Below are 16,741 nucleotides of genomic sequence, written 5' to 3'. Positions count from 1 at the left end.
CTCTGACCTGAGCGGATGCGGCTGCCAGAGCCGTAGGTCCCACCCGGCCGGGACCTACGGCCCACCGGGGACGCGGGCGTCAGGACCGGCGGTAGCCGGGGTGCACGCCCGGGGTCAGGCCCTGGTCGTCGGCGACCAGTTCCAGCAGCGTGAGGAGTTGCCCGCGCTGGTCGGGGCTGAGGCACGAGGTCAGGTCGGCCTCGTGCGCCATCGCGGTCCTCTTGACGTCCTCCATGACGCGCGTGCCCTCCGCCGTCAGGTGCAGCTCGTGGTTACGGCGGTCGCCGGCCGACCGGCGCCGCTCCACCAGGCCCGCCCGGTCCAGCGGGTCGAGCATGGCGGTGACCCGGCTGGGCACGACGCCGAGGTCGGCGGCCAGCGACTGCTGGCTGCGGCCGGGCTGGAAGGCGATCATCCGCAGCAGCCCGACGTCGGCGGGTGACAGGCCGAGCTCGGCGACCCGCGCGGCGAACCGGCCGGCGGCGTGCGCGCCGAGCTGCGCGAGCAGGAACGCGACGCCGATCGGGCGGTTGCGGGATTCGGACACAGCGCATACTGTACTCCCCACAGAACCATTCACAAGGGTGAACCTTTCTCTAGAGAGAAGTAATATGCGATGACCACCGACTGGCCCATCCATCCGGGACTGGCAGGCAGGGTCGCCCTCATCACCGGCGGCTCGCGCGGCATCGGCGCGGCGACCTGCCACGCCCTGGCCGCCAACGGCGTCAAGGTCGCGGTCACCGGCCGCGACGCCGAGGCCGTGGCCCGCGTCGTCGCCTCGATCACCGGCGAGGGCGGGCAGGCCCTGGCCGCCCCAGGCGACGTCACCGACGCCGCCGCCCTGGCCCGCATCCGCGCCGAGGTCGAAGCCGGGCTCGGGCCGGTGGAGATCCTCGCCCCGTTCGCGGGCGGGCAGGGCGCGCCCGCCCCGACCGCCGGCCTCGACCCCGAGCGCTGGCGCGCGGTGCTGGAGTCCGACCTGACCTCGGTGTTCCTCACCGTCCACGAGTTCCTGCCGGGCATGCTGCACCGGCGCGCCGGGTCGATCATCCTCATGTCGTCCACCGCCGGCCGCCGCCCCGGCGGCGCCAACGCCGCCTACGCCGCCGCCAAGGCCGGCGTCGTCATGTTCGCCCAGCACCTGGCCGCCGAGGTCGGCGGCGACGGCGTACGGGTCAACTGCCTGGCGCCCTCGGCCGTGCTCAACGACAAGCTGGCCGCCCTGCCCGCCGAACGGCTCGCCCAGCTCGCGGCCACGTTCCCGCTCGGCCGGGTCGGCCACCCCGACGACGTCGCCCAGGCGGTCCTCTATCTCGCCTCGCCCGCGTCCTCCTGGGTGACCGGGGCGACGCTCGACCTCACCGGCGGGCGGGTGGCCGGATGAACGCCGCCCCGGTCCCGCCGTACCCCGCACGTACCGTCCTGACGGAGAGCCTGTGATGATCGACCCCATGACCGAGCGGCTCGTCCGCTTCCAGCGGCCCGGCGCCCTCCCCTATCTCATCGGCGCCGACGAGACCCGCCTCGCCGCCCTGTTCGGCCTCGACGCCGCCGCCTACCGGACGCTGCTCGACGGCTTCGACCAGCAGACCCACCAGGCCGCCGAGACCCTGCTGACCCGGCCCGGCCTCGCCGACGCGGTGGACCGGCTGCCCCTGCACGGCCAGGACGCCTTCCACGTCGCCGCCGTCGGCGAGCGCACCACCGCCGACCGCCTGTCGTGGTTCGAGATCCTGCGTCACCTCGTGGCGCTGCGCCGTCCCGGCGACGCCGTCCGCTTCACCAACCTGGCGATCTCCGGCAGCACCACCACCCAGGCGCTCACCCAGCTTCCCATGCTCGGCTTCCAGCGGCCCGACCTGGTGCTTTGCATGATCGGCGGCAACGACTCCCAGCATCTCGCGCCCGACGCGCCGACCCTGGTCAGCGCCCCGGAGACCGAACGCAACCTGGCCATGCTGCACGACCTGGCCCAGCGGCGGGGGCCCGCGCGCTGGGTGTGGCTCACCCCGAGCCCGATCGACGAGGCCCGCGCCGGCGACTACCAGCACTTCCGGCGTGCCGGCATCACCTGGGCCGGCAAGGACGTCGACGCCATCGCCGACCACCTGCTGAACCGTCCCGAGCTGACCGTCGACACCAGGACGGCCATCACGGCCGACCACCACTTCCTCGACGACGGCGTGCACCTGAGCATCGAGGGCCACCGCGAGATCACCGCCGCCGTCGTCCACGCCCTGGCCGGTGCGGCATGAAGCTGACGGTCTTCGGCGCGACCGGCGGCACCGGCCGCCAGGTCGTCGCGCAGGCCGTCGCCGCCGGCCATGACGTCACCGTCGTGGCCCGCGACCCCGCCCGCGTCCCGGCGGCCGACCGGGCGCGCGTGATCGGCGGCGACGTGCTCACCCCCGGCCCGTGGCAGGCGGCCCTCGCCGGGCAGGACGCCGTGCTGTCGTGCCTGGGCAGCACCGACCGCGGCAATCCCACCACCGTCTACTCCGGCGGCACCGCCGCCATCGTCGCCGCGATGCGTGAGGGCGGGGTGCGCCGCCTGCTCTGCCTGTCCTCGGCGGGCCTGGAGATCCCGCCCGGTACGCCGCTCGGCCGGCGCCTGGTCACCCGCTTCGTGATCCAGCGCCTCTACCGCCACGGCTACGCCGACATGGAACGTATGGAACGTGCCCTGGCCGACGTGCGCGACATCGACTGGACCGTCGTACGGCCGCCGATGCTGACCGACGGCCCGCTGACCGGCGTCTACCGCACCGCCGTGAACGCCAACCTGGCCAAGGCGGGCACGATCTCCCGCGCCGACCTGGCCCACTACCTGATCGCCCAGGTCACCGACGACCGGACCAGGCACGCCGTCGTGGAGATCTCCGGCGGTTCCTGACCCGTCCCGCGCCCCCGGTGCTCGCGTCCCGGGGGCGTCAGCCGCGCAGCAGGTCGAGGATGTGGGGCCAGGCGTCGGCGCCGAGCCGGGCGTCCGCGGCGGCGTCGCCCCCGTACAGGAAGTCGGGCGACTCCGGGGCGGGCCCCTCGCCGGGAAGGCGCGGACGGTGGCCGGCGTCGGCCCGGCTCACCAGCCGAGCCGTACGACCGGCGGCGCGGCGCCGGGCGACCAGCCGCTCGGCGTACGGCAACGACGGCCACATGGCGTCGTCCCCGCCCGCCACCAGCAGCATGTCGGCCTCGGCCGTCTCGACGGGGATCTCCGCGGCCGGCAGCAGGCCGGCGAACGTGCGCTCGCTCAGCTCGTACAGGGCGCGAAGAGCCAGCGGGCCGCGTTCCGGCTCGGCCTCGGCCCAGTCGTCGTCGTACGGGACGAAGGGCACCGGCCGCCCCTTCCACGTCCAGGACGACCGGTACGGACGTTTCTCCCCGTCCGGCCCCGGACCGACGTTGCCCCACACCAGCGAGGTCGGCGACATCGCCACCACCCCGCCCACCCGCCGGTCACGGACGCAGGTGAGCAGGGCGGCCTCCGCCCCCTTGGACATCCCCAGCAGGCAGATACGCCGCACTCCGGTCGATTCCAGTAGATCGACGGCCGACACGAACGTCTCCAGCGGGATTTCGCAGATGCCAGGAGACTGCCCCGGACCGCCGAACCACCGGATCGACAGCGCGGTCATGCCCTCCCGGGCGAGAATCCGGGCCCTGTCCCGTTCGATCCGCCCGCTCGACCCCGCCAGGACGAGGACGCCGGTGTGACCGGCCGAGCCCGGGGTGACCAGGACCCCTTCCCACGGGGAACTCAGCTCCTGCTCGTCCATGGAACCGCATTCTACTGAGCACGCCTCGCCACGCCTGCAAACCGCTATCAATGGGACACTGGCCCTGCAACACCCCATGAAGACTGGAGAAAGCCATGTCGTTCCAGGCGTATCTGGACAACATTGAAGAAAAGACCGGACTGACGCCCCGCCAGTTCATCGCCCTCGCCCAGGAACGCGGCTTCGACGACCCGTCCACCAAGGCGGGAACGATCACCGACTGGCTCAAGCAGGACTACGACCTCGGACGCGGCCACGCGATGGCCCTGGTGCACGTGATCAAGAAAGGCCCGAAGATCGACGCCAAGCACGTCGGCACCACCGGCGTCCACCGGGACGAGTCCGACACCCTGTGGCTGGACGGCAAGGACAACCGCCCAGAAGCGGGCTGACACACGAGGGTCCCGGGACGAACGACGCCCGGCCTCCCGGGACCATCACCCCCGCCGCGCCGCGGGGCGAGGTTCGGACCTCACCAGCCACAGGCCGGTCAGCACGGCGCAGGCCAGCGTGACGACACCGGCCACCACGAACGCGCTGCCGAGCCCCGCCTCGAACGACGCCCCGCCCGCCTCCCGCGCGCGGACGACGGCTCCCAGCACCGCCACGCCGAGCACCGCGCCGATCTGCCGGGTCGTGCTGCTGACGCCCGACGCCAGGCCGCCTTCCTGCGGGCCGACCGCCTGGATGGCGGCGCCGGTCAGCGGGGACATGGTCAGGGCGAACCCGACGCCGGCGACGGCCAGCCGCCACCACACGTTGCCGTAACCGGTGTCCGCGTGCACGAAGCCCAGCGCGACCAGCCCCAGCCCGGCCAGCACCAGGCCGGCGGTGACCACGACGCGGAAGCCGTACCGGGCGGCGAGCCGGCCCGCGTACGGGCTGACGACCACCATGGCGAGGGTGGCGGGCAGGGTCTGCACGCCGGCACGCAGGATCGAACTGCCCTGGACGTACACGAAGAACTGGGAGAAGAAGAACGACGAGCCCATGAGCGCGAAGCCCACCACGACCATGGCCGTGTTGGACACCGTGAACAGCCGCTGCCGGAACAGCCGCAGCGGCAACATCGGCGCCGGGCGGCGTGCCTCGACGACGACGAAGGCGGCCAGGATCACCACCGCGGCCCCGAAGCTGCCCAGGATCATCGGCGAGGTCCAGCCACGTGCGCCGCCCTCGATCAGCCCGAAGGTCAGTGCCCCCACACCCAGGACGGACAGGACCGTCCCCGGTACGTCGATCCTCGGCGCCGCCGGGTTGCCGGACTCGCCGAGAACCCGCAGACCGGCCACCACCAGCACGGCCCCGATGGGCACGTTCACGAGGAAGATGGCGGGCCAGCCGAAGACCTCGACCAGGACGCCACCGGCCAGCGGCCCGGGCGCCAGCCCGATCCCGCTGAACCCGGCCCACAACCCGATCGCCCTGACCCGTTCCTGCGGGACGGGGTACGCGGCGCCGATCAGGGCCAGCGAGGCGGGGCTCAGCGCGGCGGCCCCGACGCCCTGCGCCACCCGTCCCGCGATCAGCCAGCCGAGCGAGGGGGCGAACGAGCACAACACGGACGCGAGGGTGAACACCACGACCCCGGCCAGGAACAGCCTCCTGCGGCCGAAACGGTCGGCGAAGACGCCGCCGGACAACAACAACATGGCCACCAGCAGCACGTAGGCGTCGACGATCCACTGCAGGCCGGTCAGCCCGGTGTGCAGTCGTCGCTCCATGTCGGGCAGCGCGGCGCCGACGATCGTGCTGTCGAGCAACACCATGAACTGGCCCAGACAGGCCACTGCGAGTAACACGGCCCGGTTCGATCGAACGCCCGCGGCCTCGGGCGACTCGGGTCTCGTCGTGCTTTCCTGCGCGGTCAACACTGCTCCCTCTCGTCAGGCGGATGCTCCGGCACACCATAGTTCGATACTTCCGAAATGTCGAAGTATTGATACCATGAGGGCATGCGACCGCTTCCCGAGCCGCCGCGCGAGTCGCTGACGCTCGCGCCGGTGCTGCACGCGCTCAGCGACCCGGTCCGCCTGGAGCTCGTACGCCGCGCCTGGGCCAGCCCCGAGTCGACCTGCTCCGCCCTCGCCGACGGCCTGGGCGTGCCGCTCTCGACGTTGTCCAACCACTTCCGGATCATGCGCGAGGCCGGGCTGATCAGCATGACCGTCGACGGCCGCAGCCGGCGGGTCCGGCCACGCACCCGCGACCTGAGCGAACGTTTCCCCGGCCTGCTCGACCCGATATTCCGCCTGGCCGCCGCCGAGAACGCGTAGCCGCCACCCGGACGGTCGAGCTGCCGCCCTTCGAGCTCACCCTGACGACCGAGACCGTCCTCGTCCCCGCCTCGGTGGCGCTGTTACGACGGATCCAACCAGGTGAAGTCCGGGCGGATGCCCCGTCCGATGAGATCCTGGCCGGTTGATTTCAGATCGAACATCGCCGACAGGTCCGGTTCGGTGCCCGGCGTCGTCCAGCAGGACTCCAGACTGGTCAGCAGGCCGCTCAGAACGCGCCGGAACTCCAGCGACAGGTCCGGCGCCGCCGTCGAGGGCATGAAGTCATGCACTTCCGGCAGGGTGATCGGCGCGCCACTGAAACTCCACACCCCATCGACCTTGACCAGCCGCTTCTGAACGAACAGCTCCTTGAACAGGTAGTAATGCGCATGGTTCGTCCCCTCGCTGGCGGGGACGTCGGGCGAGCCGGGAACGCCTTCCCCTTCGCGCTTGATCCGGTCGATCGTCTCGATCGCGTCGTCGACGGTCCGGATCGGCGGCGCGAGGGGAACCTCCACCGCGAGCGCGTTCTGGTCGATCGCCGGCTCGGTCTCCCGGAACGTCTCGATGATCGTGTCGTAGAAGGCGCCGATCGTCGGCGGTGGCGGCGTGTCCCGACGGGCGACAGGAGGAAAGTCCGGATGCTCGATCTGCATGAACACCGCAAGCTGGTCCTTGACCAGTGGCTTGAGATCGACCGGTCGCTCCTGCGCGATGCCGCCGGGCAGCTCGTTCGCCGGGTAGACGGGCAGGAAGTCCGCGTGGGCGATCGACGGCGTGCCCCCTACGGCAGTCAGCAGGTTGCCCGCCAGCGCGAAATGGTGCATCTCCTGGATCACCACTTGGTGGACGACGGTCCGGGTGTGGTCCGGATCGTGCCCGACCGACCACTCGGCGCACAGATACGGCGGGATGGTGGCGAACTCCAGCCGCATCGCGAGTTGCAGAGCGCCTCGCAGGTCGTCCCGCGAGAGAATTCGTGCCTCGACGTACTCCCTGAGCGTCTTCATGGGAGAAGTCCCCGTCGTCATCGAGCTCATCGCACAACGCCACTCTCGGTTCACCGGGGCCGCGAACTTTCGCCGGTACCGGCGTCGCGTCCGCATTTTTCTCAGACGCCGGGGATTTTTCCCGGGTTCATTCGGGCTCATGCGTCAGCATTGTTTTGCCGAAACCCGGAATACGGGAGACGGAAGCGTTCTGCCCGACGGTCCGGCCCAGGGTGCGCTGGGGTCGCGTCTGGTGTCCGTGGAGGGTCTCCGCCCGGCCGGGGGACGGGCGGCGCCACGGACGCCGTGTCGTGCGTGGTCAGGGACGGCGTGGCCGCCCCGCTCGCCGCCTCCGCCGCCCGCACGTGGCACCGCGGCGCCCGGGTCCTGCTCCTGCTCCTGCTCCTGCCCGCGATGGCCAGGCCGCTGACGTGGCCGACGGGCAGGAGCAGGAGGGACGTCACGCGGCGGCGACGTGTCGTGATCAGCCGGTGTAGCGCGGCTTGACGGCGACCGGCTCCTTCGGCCCGGCCGTCCGCTCGACCTCGGGCCGGCTTTCGGTGGGCGCCGGGGAAGGCGCCGCAGAGGGGGCCGCGGATGGGACCGCGGAGGGGGCTGCGGCGGGCACCACGGCGGGCTTCTTGGGCTCGGCCGAGGCCGTCCCCGAGAGCCCGGCCAGGCCCGCGGCCACGGCCAGCGCCGCCCCGGCGCCGACGAGCATGGTTCTGATCTTCATATGGATTCCTCTCATCCTTCGAGCAGGGCCTCAGCCCTTCACGACGACCGGAGTGCCGATCGCCAGGTTCTTCGCCATCCAGGTGATGTCGTCGTTGCCGACCCGGACGCAGCCGTGGCTGGCCCGCGTGCCGATGGCGGAAGGCTTGTTCGTCCCGTGGATCGCCAGCTGGCCGGGGCCGCCGGCGAAGCTCTTCAGCACCGGCGAGAAGCCGCTCAGCCCGAAGGCGTAAGCGCCGTAGGCCCCGCCGTCACCGGTGGGCTTCACCAGCTCGGTGAAGAAATAGCGGCCCGGAGGCGTCGGCGTCCCGGCCTCGCCGGTCGCGACCTTGCCCGTCCTGACGGGCCGGTCGCCGTCGTAGACCGTGAAGCGGAACGCCCCGCGATCGATCTCCACGCGGTGGGAGGTCTCCGCGAGCGTCACGTCGGCGGCCTTGATCCAGCCCTTGCTGCCGTTCGGCCGGATCGGCAGCAGCACCTGGAGCCAGTCGCCCTCGTCGCGTTCCACCAGGAAGACGCGCGTCGCGCCGTAGTCGTTGGGGCTGGTGATCGTCCTCTCGGCCGCCCCCTGTTTGTCCCGGTAGATCCTGATCCGGGCCCCCTTGGCGCTCGCGATCTTCGATCTGGCGCCGCCCGCCGGCTCGGCGCGCACGACGGTGCTCGCCGGGTCGGGTCGTACGGCGCTGCCGGCGCTGTCGGTGCTGCCCGTGCTGCCGGTGCTGCCCGCGCAGCCCGCCAGCAGGAAGGCGAGCGTCGTCGCCGCGGCCGTACGAAGCAGGTTGGTTCTCACCCGGCGCAGCCTGGCGACAGAATGTGTGGAACCTGTTCGCCTGTCATGCGGATCCCGTATGCACTCGTGGAGTGCGCATAACCTCGGGCCATGTGCGCGTACGTACTGGTCGCCGAGGACGACCCCAAGCAGGCCGAACTGCTCAGGCGCTACCTGGAGCGGGAGGGCCACGAGGTCCGCGTCGTGCACGACGGACGTTCGGCGATCGACGAGGCCCGGCAGAGAGATCCCGGCCTCGTGCTGCTCGACGTGATGATGCCGAAGGTCGACGGGCTGGACGTCTGCCGGGTGCTGCGCGCCGAGTCCGACCTGCCGATCCTGATGCTGACGGCCCGGTCCACCGAGGACGACCTGCTGCTCGGGCTCGACCTCGGCGCCGACGACTACATGACCAAGCCGTACAGCCCGCGCGAGCTGATGGCCCGCGTGCGCACGCTGCTGCGCCGTACGGGCAGGTCGCCGGAGGCCGGCCGGCTGTTCCAGGCGGGCGACCTCGCCGTCGACCCGGTCAGGCACACCGTCACCGTGGCGGGCACGCCGGTGGACTGCACGCTCGCGGAGTTCCGGATCATCGAGACGCTGACCGCCGAGCCGGAACGGGTGTTCACCAGGAAGCAGCTGCTGGAGCGCATCCACGGCTTCGACCGGTTCATCACCGAACGCACGGTCGACGTGCACGTGATGAACCTGCGCAAGAAGATCGAGCCCGACCCGCGCCGCCCGTCCCGGCTGTTGACCGTGTACGGCGTCGGCTACAAGCTGACCCAGGCATGAGGTCGCTGTTCGTCAGGCTGCTCACGAGCTCGGCCGTCGTGGCGGTCTGCTCGATCACGGCGACGGCGTGGCTGGCCGCCAACAGCACCTCCGGCGCGATCCAGCGCGAGCAGGGCCAGACGCTGGCCAGCGACACCCAGATCAACAACAGCCTGCTCGGTTACGCCTCCCGCCATCCCGACTGGTCCGGCGTCGCCGCCACCGTACGCGACCTCGCCGCCGCCAACAGCCGCCGCATCGCGCTGACCACCGAGAAGGGCGCCCTCATCGCGGACTCGGCGGCCGCCGGGACCCCGCTGCCCGCCAGGGTGTCGGCCGTCGTCGATCCGCTGGCCGTGGACGTGACCCTGGTGCCGGGGGCGGCCGAGGACCGCATCGATCCGCGCGCGGTGGGCCCGTTCCTGCTGCCCGACCGTGATCGTGTCCGGCTGGGGAAGGCCGCCGAGGCCTACGCCGTCTGCATGAGACGTACCGGGCAGGCCGTACGGACGACCGTCTCCCACACCGGCAGGCCCTTCGTGACGACGACCGGCGAGGGTGTCCCGCAGGAGCCGAGCCCGGTCCCGGCGGTGACGGCTCCTTGCGACGCCGTCACCTTCAGCACGCCGACGCGCACCGAGAAGTCCGCGTTGAAGCAGCTCAACCTCCTGGTCGGCAGATGCCTGAAGGGCAAGAGCGCGGAACGCGGCTCGGTCGGCCTCGACTTCACCTGGGTCTCCAAGGAGAGACGGCCCGCGTCGTCGGCCGCCGAACCCGGCCAGACGATCTCCTCCTGCATCGTCACCGCCCGCAAGGAACAGCTCGATCCCTACGTCGCCCCGGCCGCCTACCTGTACATCGGATCCCCCGCCGAGGCCACCGGCCCGCGCATCCCGCTGCCCTCGATCGCCGGCGCCGCCCTCCTCGTGCTCGTGCTGACCGTCGGCGTCAGCGTCATGGCGGCCAGACGCCTGGTCGGCCCGGTCAACGCGCTCACCCACGCCGCCCGGCGGATGCGCGACGGGGACAGCTCCGCCCGCGTCCAGGTCAGGACGACCGGCGAGATCAGCGAGCTCGCCACGGCGTTCAACGAGATGTCCGAGCACCTCCAGCGCATGGAGGAGCAGCGCAAGGCCATGGTCAGCGACGTCTCCCACGAGTTGCGCACCCCGCTGAGCAACCTCAGAGGCTGGCTGGAGGCGGCACAGGACGGCGTCGCCGAGCTGGACCCCGCACTGATCGCCTCCCTGGTCGAGGAGCTCCTGCTGTTGCAGCACATCGTGGACGACCTCCAGGACCTGGCCCTCGCCGACGCGGGCAAGCTCCGCCTGCACCTCGAACCCGTCCACCTCGGCGACCTCCTCGACCAGGTGGCCACCGCCCACCGGGGCCGCGCAGAAGCCGCCGGGCTCACCCTGACCACCGCCATCGCCGGCGCCCCCACCCTGACCGCCGACCCCGTACGACTCCGCCAGGCCGTCGGCAACCTCGTCACCAACTCCCTGCGCTACACGCGGGCCGGCGGGCACATCACGCTGGGCGCCCGCCACGACGGCGACCACGTGATCATCGAGGTGACCGACACGGGGATCGGCATCCGCGCCGAGCACCTTCCGCACGTCTTCGACCGGTTCTGGCGGGCGGAGAAATCCCGCAACCGCCGTACCGGCGGCAGCGGCCTCGGCCTCGCCATCGTCCGCGACCTGGCCGAGGCGCACGGCGGCACCGCCACGGCCACCAGCACCCCGGACGTCCGCACTACCTTCACCTTGCGCCTTCCGGCACGACCGTGATCCTTTGAGGACACGTCCTGACGGTACGGACGCTGCCGCCCTGCCCTGGACGCGGATGTGTTCGTCGTCCAGGGCAGGGCGCCGCACACATAGGCGGTCTCGAATACCAGCGGTGACCGATGATGCTCATCTTCTCGAAATCCTCATCTGCGTGATGTCGATCTCGAATGCGGAAGCTTGTGGGTGAATGGCAAAATTGCCCGAATGCCGATTGATTTGCACCTGCTCGCCGTGTTCACGGCGACCACTATCGTGGCTTTGATCACCCCTGGCCCCGACATGCTGTTCGTCATGGGATGCGGCATGCGGGGCGGCGCCCGGGCCGGGCTACTGGCCACGCTCGGCGTGATCACGGGTGACGCGTTGTACGTCGCCGCGGCCGCAGCCGGGCTCTCCATGCTGCTGACGGCGTTTCCCGTCGTGTTCACGGTGCTGCGGCTCGCCGGCGCCGCGTACCTGATCTACCTCGGCGTACAGATGATCCGCAACCTCAAGAAGGGGCAGGCCACCGATTCGGCCGGCGGGATGACCGGCAGGCGCGCCTTCCTCAACGGCGTGGTGTCCTCTGCGGCCAACCCGCAGACGTTCGCGTTCATGGTCGCTTTCCTGCCCCAGTTCATCGATCCCGGGGCGGGGCCTGTCTGGCTGCAGTTCACCATCCTGGGCGCGGTTTTGATCATCTTGGAGTTCCTGGCCGACGCGACGGTCGGCGTACTGGCGGGGCGGCTCGGTGGCTGGCTGCGCAATCGGCAGGCGGTGCGCCGCCGGCTCGACGCCGCGACCGGGACCGTGTTCATCGGCTTGGGCATCACCCTCGCGACCCAACGCTAGGATTCGAGCCCCTCGCTCCGCCTCGTCGACCGGATCGAACGCGTACTGGAGACCCACATCGACAACCGCGCACGACGCTCGCCTTCCGATGAGCGGGGACACGGCCTTGTGGGCGGCCCGCTGATGTGGGGGTGTCTCAGGCGGGGACGTCGGTCAGGCGGCGCAGGGTGAACGGCTCAGCGAGCTCAGCTCGCTCACCAGCACCGTCACGGTCAGCGCTGGGGGGCGACGCGGCCGGACCGCCCGGACGGGGCGCCGGGCTGGATCACGGCGGCGCTGGTCATGGCCGCCGCCGGATCCCTTCTGGCGATGTTCGCCGACGTCAGAAGTCGGCGTCGAAGCTGACCGAGCCGGTCACCCCCACCTGGTACGCGGACACGCGCCGCTCGAAGAAGTTCGACAACTCCTGCACGTCCTGCAACTCCATGAACGCGAACGGGTTCTTCGCCCCGTACAGCGGCTCGATGCCGAGCTGGGCGAGCCGCCGGTCGGCCACGTGCTCCAGGTAGGTGCGCATGTCCCCGGTCGACATGCCCGGCACGCCCTGCCCGAGCAGGTCCTCGGCGAACTGGGCCTCGCAGTCCACCGCCTCGGCGAGCATCTCCTTGACCTGGGTGGCCATCTTCTCGTCGAAGAGGTCCGGCTCCTCCTGCCGTACGACGTCGACCACGTCGAACGCGAAGGCCATGTGCATGGACTCGTCGCGGAAGACCCAGTTGGTGCCCGAGGCCAGCCCGTTCAGCAGGCCGCGCGAGCGCAGGAAGTAGACGTAGGCGAAGGCGCCGTAGAAGAACAGGCCCTCGATGCAGGCGGCGAAGCAGATCAGGTTGAGCAGGAAGGCACGCCGGTCGTCGCGGGTCTCCAGCCGCTGGAGGTTGCCGATCGAGTCGATCCAGCGGAAGCAGAACTCGGCCTTGCGCCGAATGGACGGGATGTTCTCCACGGCGGCGAACGCCGCGAACCGCTCCTCCTCGTCCGGCACGTACGTGTCGAGCAGGTTCAGGTAGAACTGGACGTGCACGGCCTCCTCGAAGAGCTGCCTGCTCAGGTACAGGCGCGCCTCGGGCGCGTTGACGTGCTGGTAGAGGTTGAGCACCAGGTTGTTGGCGACGATCGTGTCGCCGGTGGCGAAGAAGGCGACCAGGCGGCTGATCAGGTGACGCTCGGCCGCCGACAGCCTGGCCAGGTCCTTGAGGTCGGAGTGGAGGTCCACCTCCTCGACCGTCCAGGTGTTCTTGATCGCGTCGCGGTAGCGGTCGAAGAAGAGCGGGTAGCGCATGGGCCGCAGGGTCAGGCTCATGCCGGGGTCGAGCAGCATCGGGTTCTCCTGGGGGTTCACTGGCAGGCCTCGCAGGACTCGGGGTTCTCCAGCGAGCAGACCAGAGCCTCCTCGGACTTGTTCACGAGGGGCACGGTGGCCTGCTGGATGCGGGTGGCCGGTCGCGAGCGCAGGTAGTAGGTGGTCTTCAGCCCGGACTTCCAGGCGTACAGGTACATCGAGGAGAGCTTGTCGATCGTCGGCGCGCTCATGAACAGGTTGAGCGACTGGCTCTGGTCGATGTACGGCGAGCGCGCGGCGGCCATGTCGATCAGCGCCCGCTGGGGCAGCTCCCAGGCGGTGCGGAACAGCCGGCGCACGTCCTCGGGCAGTTCGGCGATGCCCTGCACCGAGCCCTCGGCCTGCTTGATCGCGGCCCTGACCCGCTCGGTCCACAGTCCGCGCGACTTCAGCTCGGCCACCAGCGCGTTGTTGATCTGCAGGAACTCGCCGCTCAGCGTCTCGCGCTTGAAGAGGTTGGACACCTGCGGCTCGATGCACTCGTAACAGCCGACGATCGAGGCGATGGTGGCGGTCGGCGCGATCGCGATCAGCAGCGAGTTGCGCAGCCCGTACGCGGCGACACGCTCGCGTACCGCGTCCCACCGCTCGGTCTGGGTGCCGCTCTCCCCCCACAGGTCGTGCTGGAGCCTGCCGCGCGCCGCCCACGTCTGGTCGTAGGCGGGGTGGGCGCCGAAGCGCTCGGCGAGACCGGCCGAGGTCTCCAGCGCCGACAGGTAGATCTCCTCGGCGACGCGGGTGGACAGCTCCTTGGCCTCGGCCGAGTCGAACGGCAGGCGCAGGGCGAAGAGCACGTCCTGGAGGCCCATCACGCCGAGGCCGACCGGACGCCAGCGCGGGTTGCTGGCCGCGGCCTGCTCGCTCGGGTAGTAGTTGATGTCGATCACGCGGTCCAGGAAGGTCACCGCGGTCCGTACGGTGGCGCGCAGGCGTTCCCAGTCGATGCCGTCGCCGGTCACGTGGGCGGCGAGGTTGACCGAGCCCAGGTTGCAGACCGCGGTCTCGGCGTCGCTGGAGACCTCGATGATCTCGGTGCACAGGTTGGACAGGTGCACCACGTTGCCGGGCTCGGCCGCCTGGTTGCACAGGCGGTTGGCGGCGTCCTTGAAGGTCATCCAGCCGTTGCCGGTCTGGGCGAGGGTGCGCATCATCTTGGCGTACAGGTCGCGGGCCTTGACCTGGCGGACGTACCGGCCCGCCGGCTCGGCGGCGCGGTAGGCCTCCTCGAACGCCTCGCCCCACAGGTCGGGCAGCTCCGGCACCTCGTCCGGGTCGAACAGCGACCACGTGCCGTCGGCCTCGACGCGGCGCATGAACTCGTCGGGGATCCAGTTGGCCAGGTTGAGGTTGTGGGTACGGCGGGCGTCCTCGCCGGTGTTGTCGCGCAGTTCCAGGAACTCCTCGACGTCCGGGTGCCAGGGCTCCAGGTAGACGCAGGCCGCGCCCTTGCGCCGGCCGCCCTGGTTGACCGCGGCCACGGACGCGTCGAGCGTGCGCAACCACGGGACGATGCCGTTGGAGTGCCCGTTCGTGCCGCGGATCAGCGCGCCGCGCGAGCGCACCCGCGACCAGGAGATGCCGATCCCGCCGGCGAACTTCGACAGCTGGGCCACCTGCGCGTAGCGGTCGTAGATGGAGCCGATCTCGTCCAGGGGCGAGTCGACCAGGTAGCAGGAGGACATCTGCGTGTGCCGCGTACCGGAGTTGAACAGCGTCGGCGAGCTGGGCAGATAGGCCAGCGACGACATGAGCCGGTAGAACCCGACGGCCTCGGCGGGCGTCTCGGCCAGCCCGCACGCCACACGCAGCAGCCAGTACTGCGGCGTCTCGACCACCAGCCGGGTGGTCGGGTGGCGCAGCAGGTAGCGGTCGTAGACCGTGCGCAGGCCGAAGTACTCGAAGCGCAGGTCGGCGGTGGCGTCGATGGCGTCGTCCAGCTTGCGGGCGTTGGCTTCGACGAACGCGGCGGTCTCGTCGCCGATGAGCCCTTCGGCGTGGCCCAGCCGGATCGCCTGGCTGAAGGAGGCCACGCCCTGCCCGCGGACCTCCTTGTCGACGTAGCCGGCCAGCAGGCGCGCGGCCAGGCGTGAGTACTGCGGCTCCTCACCGATCATCTCGGCGGCGGTCTGGATCGACAGGCGGTCCAGCTCGGAGGTGGTCGCCCCGTCGTAGAGCCCGCTGATCGTCTTGGTGGCCACCCGCATCGGGTCGATGTCGGTCAGATCGGTCGCGCAGCGTTCAACCGCGCGTACGATCTTGTTGACGTCGACCGGCTCGGCGGTGCCGTTGCGCTTGCGCACCTGCATCTGGACGCGCCGCGGTGCGCGCTTGTCGCCGTCCGCCCGCGCCGTCTCGGCCAGGTCGATCGATGGGTCCCCGGTGACCGTCACTGCGCTCTCCCCTCGTGAACTCGGTCAGGTACTCCGAGAACACGCGCAGGAGGCGCCGGCAAGGACGCCGCACAGCCCTCGCGCCGGTGCCGTCAGCCGTCCCGCGCGGCCTCGGAGCAGCCGCGCACGCATGATCGTGCACGGCGCGCCGGCAGGTCTTCGGACTCGTGGGCATGTCGCTGCTGCCTACTGGCCGTCGCTTCCCAGGCCCTTGGCCCAGTGCGCCTGACGGCGGTCGTTCCCACTCACCGCTGCGGGGCAGTCCCGGATTTCCACCAGGTTCCCTCTTGCCTCGACCGCCCTGGATGGGCGACCGAACCGGCTGCAGGGGACACCATATATAGGGCGGATCAAAAAGTCACACCCAACATGTCGTGTTGAAGGACACCCGCCTCGACCCCCGAGACCATCGGGCACGACCGCCGCCACACCGAACGTCCACGACGTCACGCCCCGCTCACCACCATGGCCGGCGCGAGGAAACCGGTGCCCCGCCTCCCCCGTTTGACGGAACGGCAGGGCGGCCGCGCCAGGTCACCTTCCGCGTTCGGGACAGGGTGGTACTCCGTCACCAGTACGGCCAGGCCGGGGATGAACAACAAGGGGACGCGCAGCCGGTGCAGGCGTTCCAGCTTGCGTTTCTCGGCCTCCCCAAACGCGGCGAGCGTGCGGATTCTCGACGCGCGGCGCCGGTTCTCGCGGAGGTTCTCCAGCACGGTCAGCACTTTCGCCCAGGCCGCCCGTTCCTCCGGCGGCAGCGCGGCGAAGTCGACTTTCTTGGCGATTTCCCCGAGATCGGCCACGCCCGCGAAGCGACGCACGACTCCCGACCTGCGGGAACACCGCTCCCAAGGCGATCGAGAATGCCCTTTCCCATCGCACGCCAAAACGGTGAACCACCCGAGCGAACACCGGCGACCTCGGCCTCCAGATGGCTTTCCACCAGCATGCTCACCCGCAAAAGGGCGGCCGGCGTCACTCCGACGAAGAAGAACTCAGGATCCGGATCCGCCATCATTTCCCCTCCTGACAAAGGAACGGCCGCGCCGCACCCCGGGAAACG

At 70.8% G+C, this 16,741-nt stretch carries 17 protein-coding genes and 1 riboswitch; of the genes, 8 read left to right on the top strand and 9 right to left on the bottom strand.

The annotated features are described in order from the left end of the window. Positions 1–79: 79 nt before the first annotated feature. Positions 80–547, bottom strand: a complete 468-nt coding sequence (locus tag DMB42_RS12765; RefSeq protein ID WP_260477658.1) for a MarR family winged helix-turn-helix transcriptional regulator — start codon at positions 545–547, stop codon at positions 80–82. Positions 548–616: 69 nt separating this feature from the next. Between DMB42_RS12765 and DMB42_RS12760 the strand changes: the two genes are divergently transcribed. From DMB42_RS12760 to DMB42_RS12750, 3 genes are read left to right on the top strand one after another with little or no spacing between them, the layout of a single operon-like run. Then, entirely contained in the window at positions 617–1,387 is a 771-nt protein-coding gene (locus tag DMB42_RS12760; protein ID WP_125634057.1) for an SDR family NAD(P)-dependent oxidoreductase, read from the top strand. A gap of 55 nt (positions 1,388–1,442) precedes the next feature. Next, positions 1,443–2,258: an SGNH/GDSL hydrolase family protein gene (locus DMB42_RS12755; protein WP_125634055.1), complete on the top strand. Its 816-nt coding sequence runs from the start codon at positions 1,443–1,445 to the stop codon at positions 2,256–2,258. Beyond that, on the top strand, positions 2,255–2,896 hold the full coding sequence (locus DMB42_RS12750) for an NAD(P)-dependent oxidoreductase (RefSeq protein WP_125634053.1): 642 nt from the start codon (positions 2,255–2,257) through the stop codon (positions 2,894–2,896). Before DMB42_RS12755 ends, DMB42_RS12750 begins: the two co-directional genes overlap by 4 nt. 37 nt (positions 2,897–2,933) lie before the next feature. Here the strand turns inward: DMB42_RS12750 and DMB42_RS12745 are convergent, their stop codons facing one another. Then, entirely contained in the window at positions 2,934–3,779 is an 846-nt protein-coding gene (locus tag DMB42_RS12745) for an acyl-CoA thioester hydrolase/BAAT C-terminal domain-containing protein (RefSeq protein WP_125634051.1), read from the bottom strand. Between the two features lie 95 nt (positions 3,780–3,874). On the opposite strand from DMB42_RS12745, the gene DMB42_RS12740 reads away from it, so the two are divergent. After that, the gene (locus DMB42_RS12740) at positions 3,875–4,171 is read left to right on the top strand and encodes a DUF4287 domain-containing protein (protein ID WP_125634049.1); all 297 of its coding nucleotides are present in this window, start codon (positions 3,875–3,877) and stop codon (positions 4,169–4,171) included. Between the two features lie 45 nt (positions 4,172–4,216). Here DMB42_RS12740 and DMB42_RS12735 read toward each other — a convergent pair whose 3' ends face one another. Then, positions 4,217–5,581, bottom strand: coding sequence for a DHA2 family efflux MFS transporter permease subunit (locus DMB42_RS12735; RefSeq protein WP_221762118.1), 1,365 nt, complete (start codon positions 5,579–5,581; stop codon positions 4,217–4,219). 153 nt (positions 5,582–5,734) lie between these two features. Here DMB42_RS12735 and DMB42_RS12730 point away from each other — a divergent pair, with 153 nt between their 5' ends. Next, complete coding sequence (locus tag DMB42_RS12730) at positions 5,735–6,055, top strand: helix-turn-helix transcriptional regulator (protein WP_125634047.1); 321 nt, start codon at positions 5,735–5,737, stop codon at positions 6,053–6,055. 83 nt (positions 6,056–6,138) lie between these two features. On the opposite strand, the gene DMB42_RS12725 is transcribed toward DMB42_RS12730, so the two are convergent. The 3 genes from DMB42_RS12725 to DMB42_RS12715 all read right to left on the bottom strand — a co-directional run bounded on the left by DMB42_RS12725 (position 6,139) and on the right by DMB42_RS12715 (position 8,572). Beyond that, positions 6,139–7,068 (bottom strand): ferritin-like protein, encoded by a 930-nt coding sequence (locus DMB42_RS12725; RefSeq protein WP_185844614.1) that lies wholly within the window; start codon positions 7,066–7,068, stop codon positions 6,139–6,141. Between the two features lie 463 nt (positions 7,069–7,531). Further along, complete coding sequence (locus DMB42_RS12720; protein ID WP_125634043.1) at positions 7,532–7,783, bottom strand: hypothetical protein; 252 nt, start codon at positions 7,781–7,783, stop codon at positions 7,532–7,534. 30 nt (positions 7,784–7,813) lie between these two features. Beyond that, a complete protein-coding gene (locus tag DMB42_RS12715; RefSeq protein WP_260477657.1) occupies positions 7,814–8,572 on the bottom strand; it encodes a L,D-transpeptidase family protein in 759 nt (252 codons plus the stop codon). Between the two features lie 90 nt (positions 8,573–8,662). On the opposite strand from DMB42_RS12715, the gene DMB42_RS12710 reads away from it, so the two are divergent. The 3 genes from DMB42_RS12710 (at position 8,663) to DMB42_RS12700 (ending at position 11,949) form a co-directional block, all read left to right on the top strand. Continuing rightward, the gene (locus DMB42_RS12710) at positions 8,663–9,346 is read left to right on the top strand and encodes a response regulator transcription factor (protein WP_125634040.1); all 684 of its coding nucleotides are present in this window, start codon (positions 8,663–8,665) and stop codon (positions 9,344–9,346) included. Beyond that, positions 9,343–11,118, top strand: a complete 1,776-nt coding sequence (locus DMB42_RS12705) for a cell wall metabolism sensor histidine kinase WalK (RefSeq protein ID WP_125634038.1) — start codon at positions 9,343–9,345, stop codon at positions 11,116–11,118. The genes DMB42_RS12710 and DMB42_RS12705 overlap by 4 nt, the downstream gene beginning before the upstream one ends. Positions 11,119–11,301: 183 nt before the next feature. Next, the gene (locus tag DMB42_RS12700; protein ID WP_221762117.1) at positions 11,302–11,949 is read left to right on the top strand and encodes a LysE family translocator; all 648 of its coding nucleotides are present in this window, start codon (positions 11,302–11,304) and stop codon (positions 11,947–11,949) included. 322 nt (positions 11,950–12,271) lie between these two features. Here the strand turns inward: DMB42_RS12700 and DMB42_RS12695 are convergent, their stop codons facing one another. The 3 genes from DMB42_RS12695 to DMB42_RS12685 all read right to left on the bottom strand — a co-directional run bounded on the left by DMB42_RS12695 (position 12,272) and on the right by DMB42_RS12685 (position 16,499). Then, a complete protein-coding gene (locus DMB42_RS12695) occupies positions 12,272–13,267 on the bottom strand; it encodes a ribonucleotide-diphosphate reductase subunit beta (RefSeq protein WP_125634036.1) in 996 nt (331 codons plus the stop codon). Between the two features lie 17 nt (positions 13,268–13,284). Then, the gene (locus DMB42_RS12690) at positions 13,285–15,678 is read right to left on the bottom strand and encodes a ribonucleoside-diphosphate reductase subunit alpha (protein WP_260477656.1); all 2,394 of its coding nucleotides are present in this window, start codon (positions 15,676–15,678) and stop codon (positions 13,285–13,287) included. 132 nt (positions 15,679–15,810) lie between these two features. Then, positions 15,811–16,016: riboswitch (cobalamin riboswitch) on the bottom strand. Between the two features lie 108 nt (positions 16,017–16,124). After that, entirely contained in the window at positions 16,125–16,499 is a 375-nt protein-coding gene (locus DMB42_RS12685; RefSeq protein ID WP_125634034.1) for a hypothetical protein, read from the bottom strand. Between the last annotated feature and the right edge of the window lie 242 nt (positions 16,500–16,741).

This window comes from Nonomuraea sp. WAC 01424 (assembly GCF_003947315.1).
Classification (GTDB): Bacteria; Actinomycetota; Actinomycetes; order Streptosporangiales; family Streptosporangiaceae; genus Nonomuraea; species Nonomuraea spiralis.
Note: the sequence above shows the minus strand (reverse complement) of the source record. Positions and strands in the feature narration are given on the sequence as shown.